The following is a 14997-nucleotide window of genomic DNA, read 5'->3' as shown; positions in this document are numbered from 1 at the left end:
TTGGTCAGAATGGCCCCTATGCGTCTGGATCATCTCTCGTTCGCCGCCGGGCCCGACGGACTCATGGGAACGACGGAGCAGCTGAGCCGGCAACTGGGGGCCGAGTTCCACGACGGCGGTTTCCATCCTCGGTTCGGCACCCGCAACCAGATCCTCCCGCTGGCCGACGGCCTCTACCTCGAGGTGGTCGAGGCCCTGGAGCACCCGGCCGCCGAGAAGGCGCCGTTCGGCCAGGCCGTCCGGGCCCGGTCCGAGATGGGCGGCGGCTGGCTCGGCTGGGTGGTCGCGGTCGACGACCTGGCCCTGATCGAGGCGCGGCTGGGCCGGAAGTCGGTGCCGGGCAACCGGCGGCTGCCCGAGGGCGAGGAGCTGCAGTGGCAGCAGATCGGGATCAAAGGCCTGCAGGCCGACCCGCAGCTGCCGTTCTTCATCAAGTGGCTGAGCGACGCCGAGTCGCACCCGTCGGTCGGCGGCGGCGACATCCGGCTGGTCAAGCTGGAGATCGCCGGCGACCCGCACCGGGTGGACGAGTGGCTCGGCGGCAAGGCCGACCAGGTGGTCGACGGACTGGAGATCGCCTGGAACGCGCCGAACGGACAGCCGGGGATCGATGCCGTCACGTTCCACACCCCGGCCGGTCCGGTCCGGATCTGATCATGGTCGGTTCCCGGTCATGAGCCAGTTCGTGCGGCCGGAGTTGGCGGCGCTGCCGGCGTACGTGCCCGGCAAGCCGGCCCCGGTCGGGCCCGGCGGCGTCTCGTACAAGCTGTCCAGCAACGAGAATCCGTACCCGCCGTTGCCGGGTGTGCTGGCCGCGGTCGAGCTGGCCTGCAACGGGATGAACCGCTACCCGGACATGGGCAACACCGCGGTGATCGCCGCGACCGCGGCCCGGCTCGGCGTCGACGAAGATCGACTCGCGTTCGGCACCGGCTCATCAGGCGTGCTGTATCACCTGATCCAAGCGACCTGTACGGCCGGCGACGAGGTGATCATCGCCTGGCGCAGCTTCGAGGCGTACCCGATCGCGATCAAGCTGGCCGGCGCGACGCCGATCATGGTCCCGCTCGGCCCGGGCACCGTCCATGATCTCGACGCGATGCTCGCCGCGATCACGCCGAGGACGAAGATGATCATCCTCTGTACGCCGAACAACCCGACCGGCCCGGCCCTCTCCCACGACGAGGTGGCCGGGTTCGTCGAGGCGGTCGGCGACCGCGCCCTGGTGGTCGTGGACGAGGCCTACGTCGAGTTCGCCGCCACTCCGCCGCGAACGCTGGAGTTGATCAAGGACGGCGCACCGGTCGTCTCGTTGCGCACCTTCTCCAAGGCGTACGGCCTGGCCGGCTTCCGGGTCGGCTACGGCATCGCCGACCCGGCCGTCGCCGCCGCCGTCCGCAAGACCGCGATTCCGTTCGGCGTCTCGCTGCCGGCCCAGGCCGCCGTGATCGCCTCCCTGGAGGCGGAGAAGGAACTGCTGGACCGGGTCCGCTTGATCATCGAGCGCCGGGACCTGCTCGCCGCGAGGCTCCGCGACCTCGGCCACCAGGTCCCGGACAGCCAGGCCAACTTCGTCTGGCTCCCGCTCGGCGCCCGGACCGCCGCGGCGGTCGACACCTTCAGCAGGGCCGGCCTGATGGTCCGCGGCTACGGCGACGACGGCCTCCGGATCACCGTCGGCGAGCCGGAAGCCTGCGACCTGGCCGTCGAAGTCGCCGCCTCCCTGTTCTGACGCCGGCCAGGGCCTGCGCTGGACAAATCTGCAAGGCAACGCCTCTCCAGAGCCGATTCGGCAAGATCAGGCCGTTGCCTTGCAGATTTGTGGCACGTCCTACCCGAGGACGCGGGCGCAGAGGTCGGCCACTTCGGCGAGCGGGGCGTCCAGCGGGTCGGCGTCAGGAGTGGCGGCGCTGGTCAGGCAGCTGATCAGCACCGGGTCGCCGGACGGGGTCCAGGCGACGCCGACGTCGTTGCGGGTGCCGTACTCGCCGGTGCCGGTCTTGTCGGCGATCCGCCAGCCGGGCGGCAGGCCCTTGCGGAGCGTGTTGTTGCCGGTCCGGTTGCCGAGCATCCAGTCGACCAGCCGGCGGCGGCCGGGCGCGGGCAGGCCGTTGCCGACCAGCAGCCGGGCGTAGGTCCGGCCGATCGACCGCGGGGTTGTGGTGTCGATCAGCTGTCCGGGCTGCCAGGCGTTGAGCTGCGGCTCCCAGCGGGTGAGGCCGGTCTCCTCGTCGCCGAGGTCGCGGGCCAGCCGGGTGATCGCCGTCGGGCCACCGATCAGCTGGAGCAGCCAGTTGCCGCCGGCGTTGTCGCTGTCGCGCAGGGTCACCTCGCAGATCTCGGCGTTCGTCGGCACGTAGCCCTGCTCCTGCCACTCCTGCAGCCGGACCGCGTACCCGGCGCCGGCGACCAGCGACGGCGGATAGTGGGCGCGGCGGTCCAGCACCTTGCGGTCCGGTGTGATCAGGTCGCCGCGGAGCACGGCGGCGACGGCGAGCGTCTTGAACGTCGAGCACATCACGAACCGTTCGCCGTCGCGATGGGTGAGCCGGCGCCCGGTGCGCAGATTCCTGGCGTACAAGCCGATCCGGCGGTCGTGGGCCGCTTCGATCCTGGCCAGCGGCCCGGCTTCGGCGTACGCGGTGCCGGTGACGGCGCCGAGCGCCAGCGCGGCTCCGCCGGCCAGGGCGACCCGACGGGTCAGGGTGTGGTCCATGATCAACTCCCTCAGCCCAGCCGATCGGCGCAGTACGCGAACGCCTCGGTCAGCGGCTCGTCCTTCCGGGTCGCCTCCGGGTCGTCGGCCCGGGTCAGGCAGCTGACCAGGATCGGGTCCTTGCGTTCGTTCCAGGCGATCCCGACGTCGTTGCGGGTCGCGTAGCTGCCCGAGCCGGTCTTGTCGGCGAGCAGCCAGCCCTCCGGCAACCCCTTGCGGAACGGGGGATTCGCGCGGTTGCCGAGCAGCCAGCCGGTGATCGTCTCCCGCTCCCGGGGCCGCAGGGCGCGACCGAGAATGATCTTGGTGTAGCTGGTGCCGAGTGCCCGCGGGGTCGAGGTGTCGAGCTCCTGTCCGGGCTCGTACTCGCTCATGTCCGGCTCCCAGCGGTCCAGCCGGGTCACCTCGTCACCGAGATCACGGACGAAACGGGTCACCGCCGCCGGGCCGCCGATCGCCTGGACGACGAGGTTGGCGGCGCCGTTGTCGCTGTCCCGGACGGCCACCTCACAGACCTCGGCGAAGGTCGGCACGTAGCCCTCGGCGAACCACTTCCGGGTGTACGGGGCCCAGACGTCACCGGCGACGAGCGACGGCGGATAGTGCACCGGGCGCCGCTGGGCCTGGCGGTCCGGCGTGACCAGCCGGCCGTCCAGCGCGGCCGAGACGGCGAGCGTCTTGAACGTCGAGCAGAGCGCGAAGCGCTCGTCGGGCCGGTGGGTGATCTCCTGGCCGGTGCGCAGGTTCTTGGCGTACAGGCCGATCCGCCGGTCGTGCTTGGCCTCCAACGCCTCGATCGCCGAATCGGCTCGGGCGGTCCGGGGCAGGGCGACCGTGGCGGCGAGGGCCGCGGCGCCGGCCAGGACGGTCCGGCGGGCGATCGGCGTGCTGGGTGCTGGTGAGTTCAGGTCCATGGCGGCCAGGGTTCCCGGGGGTCGGCCGGGACACCAAGACACCGTGCGGAGGATTGATGTCGAATGCGTATGGTTGCCCGCATGGATCTGGTGGAGGGCCTGCGCTGCTTCGCGGCCGTCGCCGCCGAGCGCAGCTTCACCCGCGGCGCGGCGCGCTGCGGCCAGCCGCAGCCGGTGGCGAGCCGGCGGATCTCCGCCCTCGAGCAGCGACTGGGCGTCACCCTGCTGCTGCGGACCTCGCGACGGGTCGAGCTGAGCCCGGAGGGCGAACGGCTGCTGCCGCTGGCCGGGGAACTGCTGGCCCGCGCCGACCGGATCGACACCCTGTTCACCGCGCCGGAACAGAGCCTGGTGATCGCGGTCCCGGCCGAACTGACGGCCGCTGCTCGGGCCGCGATCCGGCGCGGGCTGCCGGAAGCGACGGTCGGGTTCGTCGACGAGGAACCTCCGGACCGGGAGGAGCTGCTGCGGTCCGGGCTGGCCCAGCTCGCCGTCCTGCCGACCTCGCCGCAGCAGGCCGACTTCACCGTTCCGCTCGGCGTCGCACACCATGATCACGCCCCGGCGGCCCGGTTCCACCTTGATCAACTCCGGCGCCCGGTCCGGGAGCGGGACCTGCCGCCGCGTGCGGTCCAGCTGCTGGCCGAGGACGACGTGCCGACGGTCCGCGACCCGGTCGCCGAGGCCTGCTACGGACTCGGGCTGCGGGCCGACCAGCTGGTCGTCGGCACCCCGGAGGCCGAGGCCTGGACCCGGGTCCACGAACGCGGCGACGTGGTGCTCGCCTCGGCCGAGCAGGCCCGCCGGGAGGATCTGGCCTGGTCGCCGCTGGCGCGCCCGGCGGTGCGGCGGAGTTATCGGCTTGCCGGTTCGGCCGACCTCGATGATCATGACCGGGTGGAGCTGATCACCCGACTGGCGGCCGGCCTGGGCGGCCGCCGAGGACGTACCGCATGATCGCGAATCAGACCGCCCTGATCGACGACGTGCAACGGGACTGGCGCGCCGCCGGCCTGCAGGGTTCGCTGCTGGCCCGCAATCTGATCACCGGCGTCGAGTTCGGGTTCGACAGCGGACTGGTCTGGCCACTCGCGTCGGTGATCAAGCTGCCGATCGCCCTGGTGATCTTCGACGCGTTCGAGCGCGGCGAGCTCGATCCGGCCGAGCCGTTCGAGATAGCGCCGCAGCACGCGACCAGCGGCCCGACCGGGGTCTCCCTGTTCCGGCACCCTAGCCGGGTCGCCGCGGAGGACCTGCTCCAGCTCAGCCTCGCGGTCAGCGACAACGCCGCGACCGACCTGCTGCTGGACCGGTTCGGCCTCGACCGGGCGAACGCCCGGCTGACCGAGCTCGGCTGCCCGGAGTTGATCATCCGGCACAAGATGGCGGCGATCTACGGTACGGCAGCGGCCGTCACCAGGATCGGCGCCGGGCTGGCGAAGGCCGGCCAGACCCGGGACGGCCACCTGATCGAGGAACTCGACCCGAACCGGGCCAATGCCGGCACCGCCCGCGCCCTGGTCGACCTGCTGGACCGGGTCTGGACGGACCGGATCGCCACCCCGGCCGCCTGTGCCCGGCTGCGCGGCGCCCTCGGCCGGCAACTGGTCATGCACCGGCTGGCCGTCGAGCTGGCCGCCGACGACGTCGGGCTGTTCACCAAGACCGGCACGTTCCTCGACCTGCGGCACGAGGTCGGCGTGGTGCAGCTCGGCGACGACCGGATCGCCGTGGCCTGCCTGACCCGGTCCGACGTCGCCGCCTTCGTCCAGCTGGAAGCGGATTTCGCGATCGGGCACGCGGCCCGGCTCGCCGTCGATGCGGTCCGGAGTTGATCATGGAACCGGGCATCGTGCTGCTCTGCGGCCGTACGTTCTCGGGCAAGAGCACCGTCGCCGGGCGGCTCGCCGACGGTCTGCCGGGCATGATCATCAGCCTCGACGCGATCAACGCCGAGCGCGGGCTGTGGGGCGGCGACGGCATCCCGGTCGAGGAGTGGGCGCGCACCATGGAGCTTGCCCACGACCGGGTCAGCGAGGCGGTCCGGCAGGGTGCGACGGTGATCATCGACGACACCAGCTCGCCGGCGTTCCTCCGTGATCGTTGGCGGGAGCGGGCGGCGACGCTCGCCGTACCCCTGGTGCTGGTGTACGTGAACGTCGACGAGACCGTCCTCCGCGAGCGTCTGGTGCGGAACCGCGCGACACCCCGGCGCGGCGACATCAGCGACGAGGTGCTGGCCGAGCACCTGGCCTCCTTCGAGCCGCCGACCGCGGCTGAAGCGGCCCTGATCGTCAACGAGACAACGGATTCCGCCACCCTGGTCGCCGCGGTCCTGAACGCACTGACAGCGCCGGCCGAGCACCCTCGCTGAAGCTCAGGGCACCAAGGCGTCGAGATCGGCGAGCGGGCCCAGGTGGCGCAGCTTGTCGTGGTTGATCACCGACCGGAGGGCGACGATCCGGCCGTCGGCGATGTCCAGGCTGATCACGTTCACCAGGGCACCGTCGGCGGTCCGGACCAGGGCGCCCGGGGTGCCGTTGATCTCCGCCGGTTCCAGGTGCACCTGCAGCCGTTCCTGCTGGCGCAGCAGCCCACCGAGGAACCGGGTGACCTGAAGCTTGCCGAGCACCGGCTGCTTGATGCCCCAACCGTTGCCGCCGCCGTCACCGTGGAACACCACGTCGTCGGCGAGCAGCTGGACCAGCCCCGCCGTCTTGCCGCTCTCGAAGACCCGGAAGAACTCGGCGGCGACCTCGGCCCGGCGCTGCGGCGACACCTCGAACCGCGGCCGGTTGGCCTGGACGTGCTTGCGGGCCCGGGCCAGCAGCTGCCGGCAGTTCGCCTCGGATTTGTCGATGATCTTGGCGATCTCCTCGTACGGGAAGTCCAGCACCTCGCGCAGCACGAAGACCGCCCGCTCGGCCTCGGTGAGCTGTTCCAGCAACGTCAGCACGGCCAGCGACAGGGCGTCCTTGGTCTCGGCATGCCAGGCGCCGTCCTCGGTCAGCAGCGGCTCCGGGATCCACTCGCCGAAGTACCGCTCCCGCCGCACCCGCGCCGACTTCAGCTGGTCGATCGCGATCCGGGTGGCGACCGTGGTCAGGAACGCCTTCGGATGCCGTACGTCCTCGGCCTGCAACGAGCGCAGGAAGGTCTCCTGCACCACGTCCTCGGCGTCCGCCGCGCTGCCGAGCATGTGGTAGGCGATGGAGAAGATCAGCGGACGGTACTCGGCGTAGGTCTCCTGGTCCATGTTTCTTCTCCTGACCTGTCACAGGCGCGCCCGGACCCTCGTCTCAGAGGGCGATCCAGAGTCTAGGAGGGGACGAACATGAAGGTTCTCGTGGCGGGTGCGAACGGTGTGGTCGGTCGGCGGCTGGTGCCGCTGCTGCTCGAGCAGGGGCATCAGGTGGTCGGGCTGGTCCGGAGCTCCCGGGCCGACGAACTCACCGCCCTCGGCGCCGAGATCGTCGGGGTCGACGCGTTGGACCGGTCGGCCGTCGTCGCGGCGGTACGGAAGGCCGAGCCGGAGGCGATCGTCCATCAACTGACCGCGCTCACCGGGGTGTCGATGCGGAACTTCGACCGGGCGTTCGCCCGGACCAACGAGCTCCGGACCATCGGCACCGACAATCTGCTCGCCGCGGCGCAGGAGGTGGGCGTCGGTCGCTTCGTCGCGCAGTCGTACACCAACTGGACCAACGATCCGAACGGCCCGGCGGTGCAGGACGAGACGGCCGGGCTCGACCCGAACCCGATTCCGACCCAGCGGCAGACGCTCGCCGGGATCGCGTACCTGGAGCGCGTGGTCCCGGCGGCCGGCGGCGTGGTCCTGCGGTACGGCAACTTCTACGGGCCGGGCACGCACTTCGCACCGGGGGCGGAGTACGAGAAGCTGATCCGCGGCGGCGGGTTCCCGATCGTCGGCGGCGGCACCGGCATCTGGTCCTTCATCCACGTCGACGACGCCGCCGGCGCTGCGATCGCGGCGCTCGACCACGGCGACCCGGGCGTCTACAACGTCGTGGACGACGAACCCGCGCCGATCGCCGAGTGGCTGCCGGTGCTCGCCGACGAACTCGGCGCCAAGCCGCCGCGCCGTGTTCCGACCTGGCTGGGCCGGCTGCTGGCGGGACCGGCCGTGGCGCACCTGTCCACTCGGGTGCGCGGCTCGTCCAACGCCAAGGCCAAGGCAGAACTGGGCTGGACGCCGCGCTACCCGAGCTGGCGGGACGGCTTCCGGCACGGGCGCGGCTGACCCGTCGGCCGCCTGTCCCGGGTTGTGTCAGCGCCGGGCTCTAGGTTGTCGGTCATGGCGAAGTCATCCTCCCGTCCGGGGTACCGCTGCACCGAGTGCGGCTGGACCACGATGCGCTGGGTCGGCCGCTGCGGCGAGTGCCAGGTCTGGGGCAGCGTGGTCGAGGACGGCGCGCCCAAGGTGACCAAGGTCGCCACCGCGCGACCGACCGCGAAGGCGATCCCGATCTCGCAGGTGAACGCGGACGCGGCGACCCGGACGTTGACCGGGGTCGGCGAGCTGGACCGGGTGCTCGGCGACGGGCTGGTGCCCGGCGCCGTCGTGCTGCTCGCCGGTGAGCCCGGCGTCGGCAAGTCCACCCTCCTGCTCGAGGTCGCCGCCCGCTGGGCGAAGGCCGGCCGGAAGACCTTGTACGTCACGGGCGAGGAGTCGGCCGCCCAGGTGCGGCTACGGGCCGGCCGGACCGACGCCCTCGCCGACCAGCTGTTCCTGGCCGCGGAGAACGACCTCGGCACCGTGCTCGGCCACATCGAGGAGGTCGGGCCGTCACTGCTGGTGCTGGACTCGGTGCAGACCATCGGCATGGCCGAGGCCGACGGCTCCCCCGGCGGGGTCAGCCAGGTGCGCGAGGTGACCGGCGCCCTGGTCCGGGTCGCGAAGCGGCGCGACATGGCGGTGATCATTGTCGGCCACGTGACCAAGGACGGCGCCATCGCCGGGCCGCGGCTGCTGGAGCACCTGGTCGATGTCGTGCTCGCCTTCGACGGCGACCGGCACTCCGGCTTCCGGATGGTCCGGGCCACCAAGAACCGGTTCGGGCCGGCCGACGAGGTCGGCTGCTTCGAGATGAGCGAGAGCGGGATCGTCGAGGTGTCGGACCCGTCCGGACTGTTCACCTCCCGGCACGACGAGCCGGTGCCCGGCACCTGCATCACCGTCACCATGGAGGGCCGCCGGCCGCTGCTGGCCGAGCTGCAGGCCCTGGTCGCCCCGTCCTCGCTGCAGGTTCCGCGACGCACCATGCACGGCGTCGACTCCGGCCGGCTGGCGATGGTCCTGGCCGTGCTGGAGCGGCGCGCCGGGCTCAGCCTGGCCCAACGGGACGTGTACGTCTCCACCGTCGGCGGCGCCCGGGTGACCGACCCGTCGGCCGACCTCGCCGCGGCCATCGCTGTCGCCTCTGCGGCGATCAACGCGAAGGCGGCCGTCGGCACCGACGCCGCGCCGCGCTACGTGGCGATCGGCGAGCTCGGGCTGGCCGGCGAGCTGCGGCGAGTGCCGGGCACGGACCGCCGGCTGGCCGAGGCGGCTCGGCTCGGCTTCTCCGACGCGATCGTCCCGGCCCAGAGCCGCCGCGCGGCCGACCGGATGCCGAAGCTCGTCGCCGGCCTCCGGGTGCACACGGCGTCGACGATCGGCCAGGCGCTGCAGGCGCTCGACCTGGTCCGGCGGCCGCGGCCCGTCGAGCCCGTACCGGAGCGGCCTGATCCCGTGCTGCTCCGCTGACCCGCGCCGGCTGGCCGTACGGGTTCGAAGATCCAAACGACCCCGCCATTACTATGGGCGCCAGCCTTGGCCTGCCGGGATGCGGGTAGCGGAAGACAAGCAGACGGACGGGGATCGAAAAGTGTCGGATACGCACGACCCGCAATGCCGCCTGTCGGCGTACCAGGCGGAGCTGGCGCCGGGGACGCCGTTGCGGGAGGGGCTGGAGCGCATCCTGCGCGGCCGGACCGGTGCGCTGGTCGTGCTGGGCGTCGGCCGCGACGTCGACAAGATCTCGACCGGCGGGTTCGACCTGGACGTCGCGTTCACGCCGACCGCGCTGCGGGAACTGGCGAAGATGGACGGCGCGATCATCTACGACCCGGAGAGCAAGCGGATCGTGCGGGCCGGGGTGCACCTGATGCCCGACCCGGCGATCGAGACGGTCGAGACCGGCACCCGGCACCGGACCGCCGAGCGGGTCGCCCGGCAGACCGGCTGCGCGGTGCTCTCGGTGTCGGCCTCGATGGCGACGATCACGCTCTACCTCGACTCGCACCGGCACCTGGTCGAGCGGTCCGAGCAGATCCTGTCCCGGGCCAACCAGGCGCTGCAGACGCTCGAGCGCTACAAGGCCCGGCTCTGGGAGGTGACCAGCCGGCTGTCCGCCCTCGAGGTGCAGGACCAGGTCACCGTGCGCGACTTCGCCCTGGTGGCGCAACGGCTGGAGATGATCCGCCGGCTCACCCTGGAACTGGACCGGTACGCGATCGAGCTGGGCACCGACGGCCGGATGCTGACCCTGCAGCTGCACGAGCTCGGCGGCGGCGTCGAGGATCTGCGGGTGCTGCTGGAGCAGGACTACCGCCCGGCCGCCAACGACGACTGGGCCGGCCTGGTCGGGCTGACCGCGCTCGGCACCGCCGAACTGCTGGAGCCGCTGGCCGTCGCCCGCGCCGTCGGGTTCACCCCGCACGAGCACCTGGACACCAAGATCAGCCCGCGCGGCTACCGCCAGGTCGCCCAGATCCATCGGCTGCCGACCGCCTTCGGGCACCGGCTGATCGAGCACTTCGGCAGCCTGCAGGCCCTGTTCGCCGCGAGCACGGCCGAGCTGCAGGAGATCGACGGCGTCGGCGACAGCCGGGCCCGGGTGATCCGGGACGGCCTGGTCCGGCTCGCCGAATCCGCTTACACGGAACGGATGGATTGAGCTCGCTCCGACGCTTCGCCCGGGCTGACTCCGGCGACGATCAGGTCGAAGAGCCGGTTCGCCTCGGCGGCCGGCTCAGGGTGGTGCGCGGTGGCCAGGGCGATGCCGACGATCAGCGTGATCAGGTCGGCCAGCGTGACGCCGGCCGGCACGGCGCCGTCGGCCCGGGCCGTCTCGATCAGCGGCGCGCCCGCCTCGAGCAGGATCCCGGTGCAGGAGTTCCCGTACACGGGGTCGTGGTCGACGCCGCCGTACGACAGCGCCGCGGCCAGCCCGCGCGCGGTCACGCAGTAGGCGACCACTTCCCGGAGCCAGGTCAGTAGCACGGTCCGGCTGTCCCCGGTGCCGGTCAGGTCGTGGGCGCGAGCCGCGAGGTCCTCGATCCGCTGCCGGGACACGGCCTCGAGCAGGGCCTGCCGGGTCGGGAAGTGCCGCCGCACGGTGGCCGAGCCGACGCCCGCCGTACGGGCGATCTGTTCGAGTGATGCGTCGGCGCCGTGCGCCGAGACCTCCTCCTCCGCGACCGCCAGGATCAGGGCGTAGTTGCGCCGGGCATCGGCGCGCCGATGGTCGGGCATCGCGATCGCCTCCAACCTTTTGCTAAATGGCGGACCCCGCCATATTGTAGCGAGACAAGAAACGGCGGGCCCCGCCGTTTCGAACTCACCGTCTCGGAGGAGAACCGTGTCCACACGTTCCGCACCCGTCCTGGTCACCGGCGCGACCGGCCGCCAGGGCGGCGCCACCGCCCGCGCCCTGCTCGCCGCGGGCATCCCGGTCCGGGCCCTGGTCCGCGATCCCGCCCGCGCCGCGCGCCTCGAGTCGTCGGGCGCCGAGCTGGTCACGGGTGACCTGCACGACCGCGACTCCCTGGACCGGGCCGTGAAGGGCGTCCGGTCCGTGTTCTCGGTCCAGATGCCGGCCATGAGCGAGGAGGGCATCGACTTCGCGGGCGAGGTGGCTCAGGGCACCAACCTGATCGAGGCCGCCCGGGCCGCCGACGTCCGGCAGTTCGTGCACACCTCGGTGAGCGGCGCGGGGCAGCACCTCACCGATCCCCGCTGGGCCGGCGGCCATTGGGGAACGTTGGCCGAGAGCCTGGGCGCCAAGACCGCGATCCAGGACCGCTTGCGGACCGCGGGCTTCGAGCGCTGGACGCTGCTGAAGCCGGGCTTCTTCATGGCCAACTTCCTGCCCTCGATGCGCTACCTGTTCCCGCGCGGGATCGAGGGTGGACTGATCAGCGTGATCAAACCGACCACCCGGCTGTCCCTGGTCGCGACGGCCGACATCGGTGCCGCCGCGGCCGCGGCGGTCCTGGACCCGGAGCGCTTCGACCGGGTCGAGTTGGAGCTGGCGAGCGATGTCCTGCCGATGACCCGGATCGCCGAGATCCTGTCGGGCGTGCTCGGCCACCGGCTCACCGCGCCCGATCTGACCGAGACCGAGGCCGTCGCCGCCGGGATGCCGCCGATGGGCGCGTCGCTGGAGTGGATGAACGTGGCGGGCCAGCCGGCGCGGCCGGAGTTCGCCCGCGAGCTCGGCATCCCGGTCACGTCGTTCGAGACCTGGGCCGACACCGAGTTCCGGGCCGACGCGTGATCGGATTCCTGATCAGTCGGTGACGGTCATCCGCCAGCGGACCGGCTCGACGCCTTCGACCGTCGCGGTGGCCCAGTAGATGCCCGGACGCGGCGTCTCGGAGCTGATCTTGCAGTCCTCGCGGGACCGTTCGCCGTCCCAGGTCATCTTCCAGGGCAGCGATTCCTGGCTGTCCAGGGTCTTGCTGACCGGCTTCAGCGATCGCTCGCAATGATCACTCGACCAGATCGGATCCGTACCCGAGGTGATCGTGAACTCGAACGAGTCGGTGTCGATCGTGATCTTGCACGGCGCGGCACCGCCGTTGATCACCGACAGGTCGTACGTCGAATCCTGCTGGGCCCGCACCGTACGCTTCCCGATCAAGGTCACCCGGAGATCGTCCGGCTCGCAGGCCGCCACCTCGACGGGCTTGCTCGGCGTCGGCGACGGGCTGCTGCTCGGGCTCGCGCTGCCGCTCGGCGTCGGTTTCGGGCTCGTCGGCGGCTTCGGCCCGGCCGACCCGGAGGGTGTCGCACTGGGCGTACCGGAGGGCTTCGGGGTGGAGCTGGGCTTCGGGGTGGAGCTCGGTCTCGGCGTCGTCGACGGTGTCGGACTGTCGGCCGGCGGTACGGCGCTCGTCGGGTCCGGCCGGGTGAGGGTCTGGACCGCGAGAATGACGATCAGGACGAGGGCGACCAGGGTCCCGATCACCAAGGCCCGCCGTATCCAGTACGTACGCGCCGGCTCGGGCCCTACCGGCCGCAGCACGCCGCTCATGCCATCGAGAGTAGGGATCACCGTCCCCGGCTGGGGCGAGGCACGCCGGGCGGGGGTCCGGGTCGGCACTCCGAACGGCGCACGAAAGACTGGTCCAGTGACTATTCGACTGATCCATGTTGGCCTCGGCGGCTTCGGCCAGGACTGGGAGCGGCGCCGGTTTCCCCAGGTGCCCGAGGTGGAGCGGGTCGCCTGTGTCGACCCCGAACCGGCCATGCTGGCCCGTGCGCAGGAACGGCTGAAGGTACCCGCGGAGGACTGCTTCGGCTCGCTGGCCGAGGCGCTCGAGGCCCGCGAAGCCGACGCCGTCCTGATCACGACGCCGGTCGACGGGCACGCGCCGCTGGCCATCGAGGCGATGCGGGCCGGCAAGCACGTGATCACCGAGAAACCGTTCGCGGCCAGCCTGGACGACGCCCGGGAGGCGATCAAGGTCGCCGACGAGACCCAGCGGATCCTGCTGGTCAGCCAGAACTACCGCTATCAGCCGGCCGCGCGGACCGCCGCGCAGCTGATCGCGGACCAGGCGCTGGGCCAACTCGGCGGGGTCCGGGTCGATTTCCGGAAGTGGGCCAACGACAAGGAGCCGGGCACCAACAAGCACTACCGGCTGCACCACCCGCTGCTGTTCGACATGGCGATCCACCATTTCGACCTGATGCGGTTCATCCTCGGCCGCGAGGCGAAGTCGGTGTTCACCCAGGTCACCGACCCGCCGTGGAGCCGGTTCGTCGAGGAGGCCTCGGCGACCGTCACGGTGACGTTCGAGGATGATCTTGTGGTCAGCTATCGGGGCAGCTGGGTCAGCCCGGGCGAGCCGACCACCTGGAGCGGCGACTGGCACCTGGAGTGCGAGCAGGGCGAGATCTTCTGGACCGGCCGCTCCGGCGACGACGACGCCCCGCACGAGGTCGTCCGGCTGCGCAGGCGCGGCGAGGAGGCGACGGAGGACGCCGAGTTGATCAAGCTGGACCGGCTGGGCCGGGCCGGCTCGCTGACCGCGCTGGTCGAGGCGATCGAGACCGGCGAGGAGCCGGAGACCTCCGGCCGGCGCAACCTCGGCACGCTCGCCCTGATGGAGGCCGCGGCCCGGTCGGCCGTGTCGGGCCAGGTCGAGCAGGTCTGATCATCATGAGCTCGGCGGTGGTGTCGGCGGTGCTGCGCTGGTACGGGACCGAGGCCCGCGACCTGCCCTGGCGCCGGCCCGGCACCACCCCGTGGCAGATCATGATCAGCGAGTTCATGCTGCAGCAGACCCCGGTGGCCCGGGTGCTCGAGCCGTGGCAGCGCTGGGTCGACCGCTGGCCGGTGCCGGCGGCGCTGGCCGCCGAACCGTCCGGCGAGGCGGTCCGGGCCTGGGGGCGGCTGGGCTATCCGCGCCGGGCCCTGCGGCTGCACCGGGCCGCCGTCGCGATCGACCAAGATCACGACGGCGAGGTGCCGGCCGACCTGGCCGCCCTGCGCGCCCTGCCCGGTGTCGGCGACTACACGGCCGCCGCAGTGGCCAGCTTCGGCTTCGGCCAACGGCACCTGGTGCTGGACACCAACGTGCGCCGGGTGATCACCCGGATCGGCGCCGGCGTGCAGTACCCGGCCACCTCACTCAGCGTCGCCGAACGCGCGCTGGCCGAGACCTTCCTGCCCCGGCAGGCACCGCGCGCCGCCCGCTGGGCCGCCGCGTCGATGGAACTCGGCGCGGTCGTCTGCACCGCCCGGGCGCCCCGCTGCGACGTCTGCCCGGTTCGGTCCCGCTGTGCCTGGCGGGCCGCCGGCTACCCGGCCTGGGCCGGCCCGCCCCGCCGCGGCCAGGCCTACGCCGGCACCGACCGGCAGTGCCGCGGCGCCGTCCTCGCCGTACTCCGGGAGCGGGACGAGCCCGTACCGGCCGAGGAGTTGGCGGCCGCCTGGCCCGACCAGGATCAACATCAGCGAGCCCTGACCGGCCTGCTCGCCGACGGCCTGATCAGCGAGAGCCCGGCCGGCTACGCCCTGCCGGACTAGTCGCGCCGGACCGCGCACGTAGCGCCGCCGCCCGCGTGATCACTGC

General features: G+C 72.2%; 16 protein-coding genes. 11 read left to right on the top strand and 5 right to left on the bottom strand.

Annotation, left to right across the window (positions count from 1 at the left end):
- Window positions 1-18 precede the first annotated feature (18 nt).
- On the top strand, window positions 19-654 hold the full coding sequence (locus AC6CCG_RS00970; protein ID WP_496652568.1) for a VOC family protein: 636 nt from the start codon (window positions 19-21) through the stop codon (window positions 652-654).
- 19 nt (window positions 655-673) lie between these two features.
- The gene (locus AC6CCG_RS00965; protein ID WP_496652567.1) at window positions 674-1732 is read left to right on the top strand and encodes a histidinol-phosphate transaminase; all 1059 of its coding nucleotides are present in this window, start codon (window positions 674-676) and stop codon (window positions 1730-1732) included.
- A 99-nt stretch (window positions 1733-1831) separates the two neighbouring features.
- Here the strand turns inward: AC6CCG_RS00965 and bla (AC6CCG_RS00960) are convergent, their stop codons facing one another.
- Both bla (AC6CCG_RS00960) and bla (AC6CCG_RS00955) read right to left on the bottom strand, forming a co-directional pair.
- Entirely contained in the window at window positions 1832-2716 is an 885-nt protein-coding gene (gene bla, locus AC6CCG_RS00960) for a class A beta-lactamase (RefSeq protein WP_496652566.1), read from the bottom strand.
- An 11-nt stretch (window positions 2717-2727) separates the two neighbouring features.
- Entirely contained in the window at window positions 2728-3630 is a 903-nt protein-coding gene (bla, locus tag AC6CCG_RS00955) for a class A beta-lactamase (RefSeq protein WP_496652565.1), read from the bottom strand.
- An 81-nt stretch (window positions 3631-3711) separates the two neighbouring features.
- On the opposite strand from bla (AC6CCG_RS00955), the gene AC6CCG_RS00950 reads away from it, so the two are divergent.
- Genes AC6CCG_RS00950 through AC6CCG_RS00940 form a run of 3 tightly spaced genes read left to right on the top strand, consistent with a single transcriptional unit; the run spans window position 3712 to window position 6004 of the window.
- On the top strand, window positions 3712-4587 hold the full coding sequence (locus tag AC6CCG_RS00950) for a LysR family transcriptional regulator (RefSeq protein WP_496652564.1): 876 nt from the start codon (window positions 3712-3714) through the stop codon (window positions 4585-4587).
- The gene (locus tag AC6CCG_RS00945) at window positions 4584-5465 is read left to right on the top strand and encodes a serine hydrolase (RefSeq protein WP_496652563.1); all 882 of its coding nucleotides are present in this window, start codon (window positions 4584-4586) and stop codon (window positions 5463-5465) included. Before AC6CCG_RS00950 ends, AC6CCG_RS00945 begins: the two co-directional genes overlap by 4 nt.
- A 2-nt stretch (window positions 5466-5467) precedes the next feature.
- Window positions 5468-6004 carry a P-loop nucleotide/nucleoside kinase family protein gene (locus AC6CCG_RS00940; protein WP_496654372.1) on the top strand — a complete coding sequence of 179 codons (537 nt, stop codon included), beginning with the start codon at window positions 5468-5470 and terminating at the stop codon, window positions 6002-6004.
- 3 nt (window positions 6005-6007) lie between these two features.
- On the opposite strand, the gene AC6CCG_RS00935 is transcribed toward AC6CCG_RS00940, so the two are convergent.
- Window positions 6008-6886: an RNA polymerase sigma-70 factor gene (locus AC6CCG_RS00935; RefSeq protein ID WP_496652562.1), complete on the bottom strand. Its 879-nt coding sequence runs from the start codon at window positions 6884-6886 to the stop codon at window positions 6008-6010.
- 78 nt (window positions 6887-6964) lie between these two features.
- On the opposite strand from AC6CCG_RS00935, the gene AC6CCG_RS00930 reads away from it, so the two are divergent.
- From AC6CCG_RS00930 to disA, 3 genes are all read left to right on the top strand, one after another.
- Window positions 6965-7891, top strand: a complete 927-nt coding sequence (locus AC6CCG_RS00930) for an NAD-dependent epimerase/dehydratase family protein (RefSeq protein ID WP_496652561.1) — start codon at window positions 6965-6967, stop codon at window positions 7889-7891.
- Window positions 7892-7945: 54 nt separating this feature from the next.
- Window positions 7946-9397, top strand: coding sequence for a DNA repair protein RadA (gene radA, locus AC6CCG_RS00925; RefSeq protein WP_496652560.1), 1452 nt, complete (start codon window positions 7946-7948; stop codon window positions 9395-9397).
- A 121-nt stretch (window positions 9398-9518) separates the two neighbouring features.
- A complete protein-coding gene (gene disA / locus AC6CCG_RS00920; RefSeq protein ID WP_496652559.1) occupies window positions 9519-10589 on the top strand; it encodes a DNA integrity scanning diadenylate cyclase DisA in 1071 nt (356 codons plus the stop codon).
- Here disA and AC6CCG_RS00915 read toward each other — a convergent pair.
- A complete protein-coding gene (locus AC6CCG_RS00915; RefSeq protein WP_496652558.1) occupies window positions 10568-11167 on the bottom strand; it encodes a TetR/AcrR family transcriptional regulator in 600 nt (199 codons plus the stop codon). The two genes, disA and AC6CCG_RS00915, sit on opposite strands and share 22 nt — an antisense overlap.
- Window positions 11168-11273: 106 nt before the next feature.
- Between AC6CCG_RS00915 and AC6CCG_RS00910 the strand changes: the two genes are divergently transcribed.
- Window positions 11274-12191 carry an SDR family oxidoreductase gene (locus AC6CCG_RS00910; RefSeq protein ID WP_496652557.1) on the top strand — a complete coding sequence of 306 codons (918 nt, stop codon included), beginning with the start codon at window positions 11274-11276 and terminating at the stop codon, window positions 12189-12191.
- Between the two features lie 12 nt (window positions 12192-12203).
- Here the strand turns inward: AC6CCG_RS00910 and AC6CCG_RS00905 are convergent, their stop codons facing one another.
- Window positions 12204-12950 carry a hypothetical protein gene (locus AC6CCG_RS00905; protein ID WP_496652556.1) on the bottom strand — a complete coding sequence of 249 codons (747 nt, stop codon included), beginning with the start codon at window positions 12948-12950 and terminating at the stop codon, window positions 12204-12206.
- Between the two features lie 97 nt (window positions 12951-13047).
- Between AC6CCG_RS00905 and AC6CCG_RS00900 the strand changes: the two genes are divergently transcribed.
- Together AC6CCG_RS00900 and AC6CCG_RS00895 are read left to right on the top strand one after the other, a co-directional pair.
- Window positions 13048-14076, top strand: a complete 1029-nt coding sequence (locus tag AC6CCG_RS00900; RefSeq protein WP_496652555.1) for a Gfo/Idh/MocA family protein — start codon at window positions 13048-13050, stop codon at window positions 14074-14076.
- Between the two features lie 5 nt (window positions 14077-14081).
- The gene (locus AC6CCG_RS00895) at window positions 14082-14951 is read left to right on the top strand and encodes an HhH-GPD family protein (protein WP_496652554.1); all 870 of its coding nucleotides are present in this window, start codon (window positions 14082-14084) and stop codon (window positions 14949-14951) included.
- Window positions 14952-14997: the final 46 nt, after the last annotated feature.

This window comes from Microlunatus sp. YIM B11417 (genome assembly GCF_059617205.1).
The sequence above is the reverse complement of the archived record's forward strand: the minus strand, read 5'-3'. Positions and strand labels throughout refer to the sequence as shown.

What these genes read in the sequence shown, in the direction of transcription:
- AC6CCG_RS00935 (WP_496652562.1), bottom strand. Translation starts at nt 6,886, where the DNA reads ATGGACCAGGAGACCTACGCCGAGTACCGTCCGCTGATCTTCTCCATC.
- AC6CCG_RS00905 (WP_496652556.1), bottom strand. Translation starts at nt 12,950, where the DNA reads ATGAGCGGCGTGCTGCGGCCGGTAGGGCCCGAGCCGGCGCGTACGTAC.
- AC6CCG_RS00970 (WP_496652568.1), top strand. Translation starts at nt 19, where the DNA reads ATGCGTCTGGATCATCTCTCGTTCGCCGCCGGGCCCGACGGACTCATG.
- AC6CCG_RS00930 (WP_496652561.1), top strand. Translation starts at nt 6,965, where the DNA reads ATGAAGGTTCTCGTGGCGGGTGCGAACGGTGTGGTCGGTCGGCGGCTG.
- bla (WP_496652566.1), bottom strand. Translation starts at nt 2,716, where the DNA reads ATGGACCACACCCTGACCCGTCGGGTCGCCCTGGCCGGCGGAGCCGCG.
- AC6CCG_RS00940 (WP_496654372.1), top strand. Translation starts at nt 5,468, where the DNA reads ATGGAACCGGGCATCGTGCTGCTCTGCGGCCGTACGTTCTCGGGCAAG.
- AC6CCG_RS00965 (WP_496652567.1), top strand. Translation starts at nt 674, where the DNA reads ATGAGCCAGTTCGTGCGGCCGGAGTTGGCGGCGCTGCCGGCGTACGTG.
- AC6CCG_RS00915 (WP_496652558.1), bottom strand. Translation starts at nt 11,167, where the DNA reads ATGCCCGACCATCGGCGCGCCGATGCCCGGCGCAACTACGCCCTGATC.
- bla (WP_496652565.1), bottom strand. Translation starts at nt 3,630, where the DNA reads ATGGACCTGAACTCACCAGCACCCAGCACGCCGATCGCCCGCCGGACC.
- radA (WP_496652560.1), top strand. Translation starts at nt 7,946, where the DNA reads ATGGCGAAGTCATCCTCCCGTCCGGGGTACCGCTGCACCGAGTGCGGC.
- AC6CCG_RS00945 (WP_496652563.1), top strand. Translation starts at nt 4,584, where the DNA reads ATGATCGCGAATCAGACCGCCCTGATCGACGACGTGCAACGGGACTGG.
- AC6CCG_RS00950 (WP_496652564.1), top strand. Translation starts at nt 3,712, where the DNA reads ATGGATCTGGTGGAGGGCCTGCGCTGCTTCGCGGCCGTCGCCGCCGAG.
- AC6CCG_RS00895 (WP_496652554.1), top strand. Translation starts at nt 14,082, where the DNA reads ATGAGCTCGGCGGTGGTGTCGGCGGTGCTGCGCTGGTACGGGACCGAG.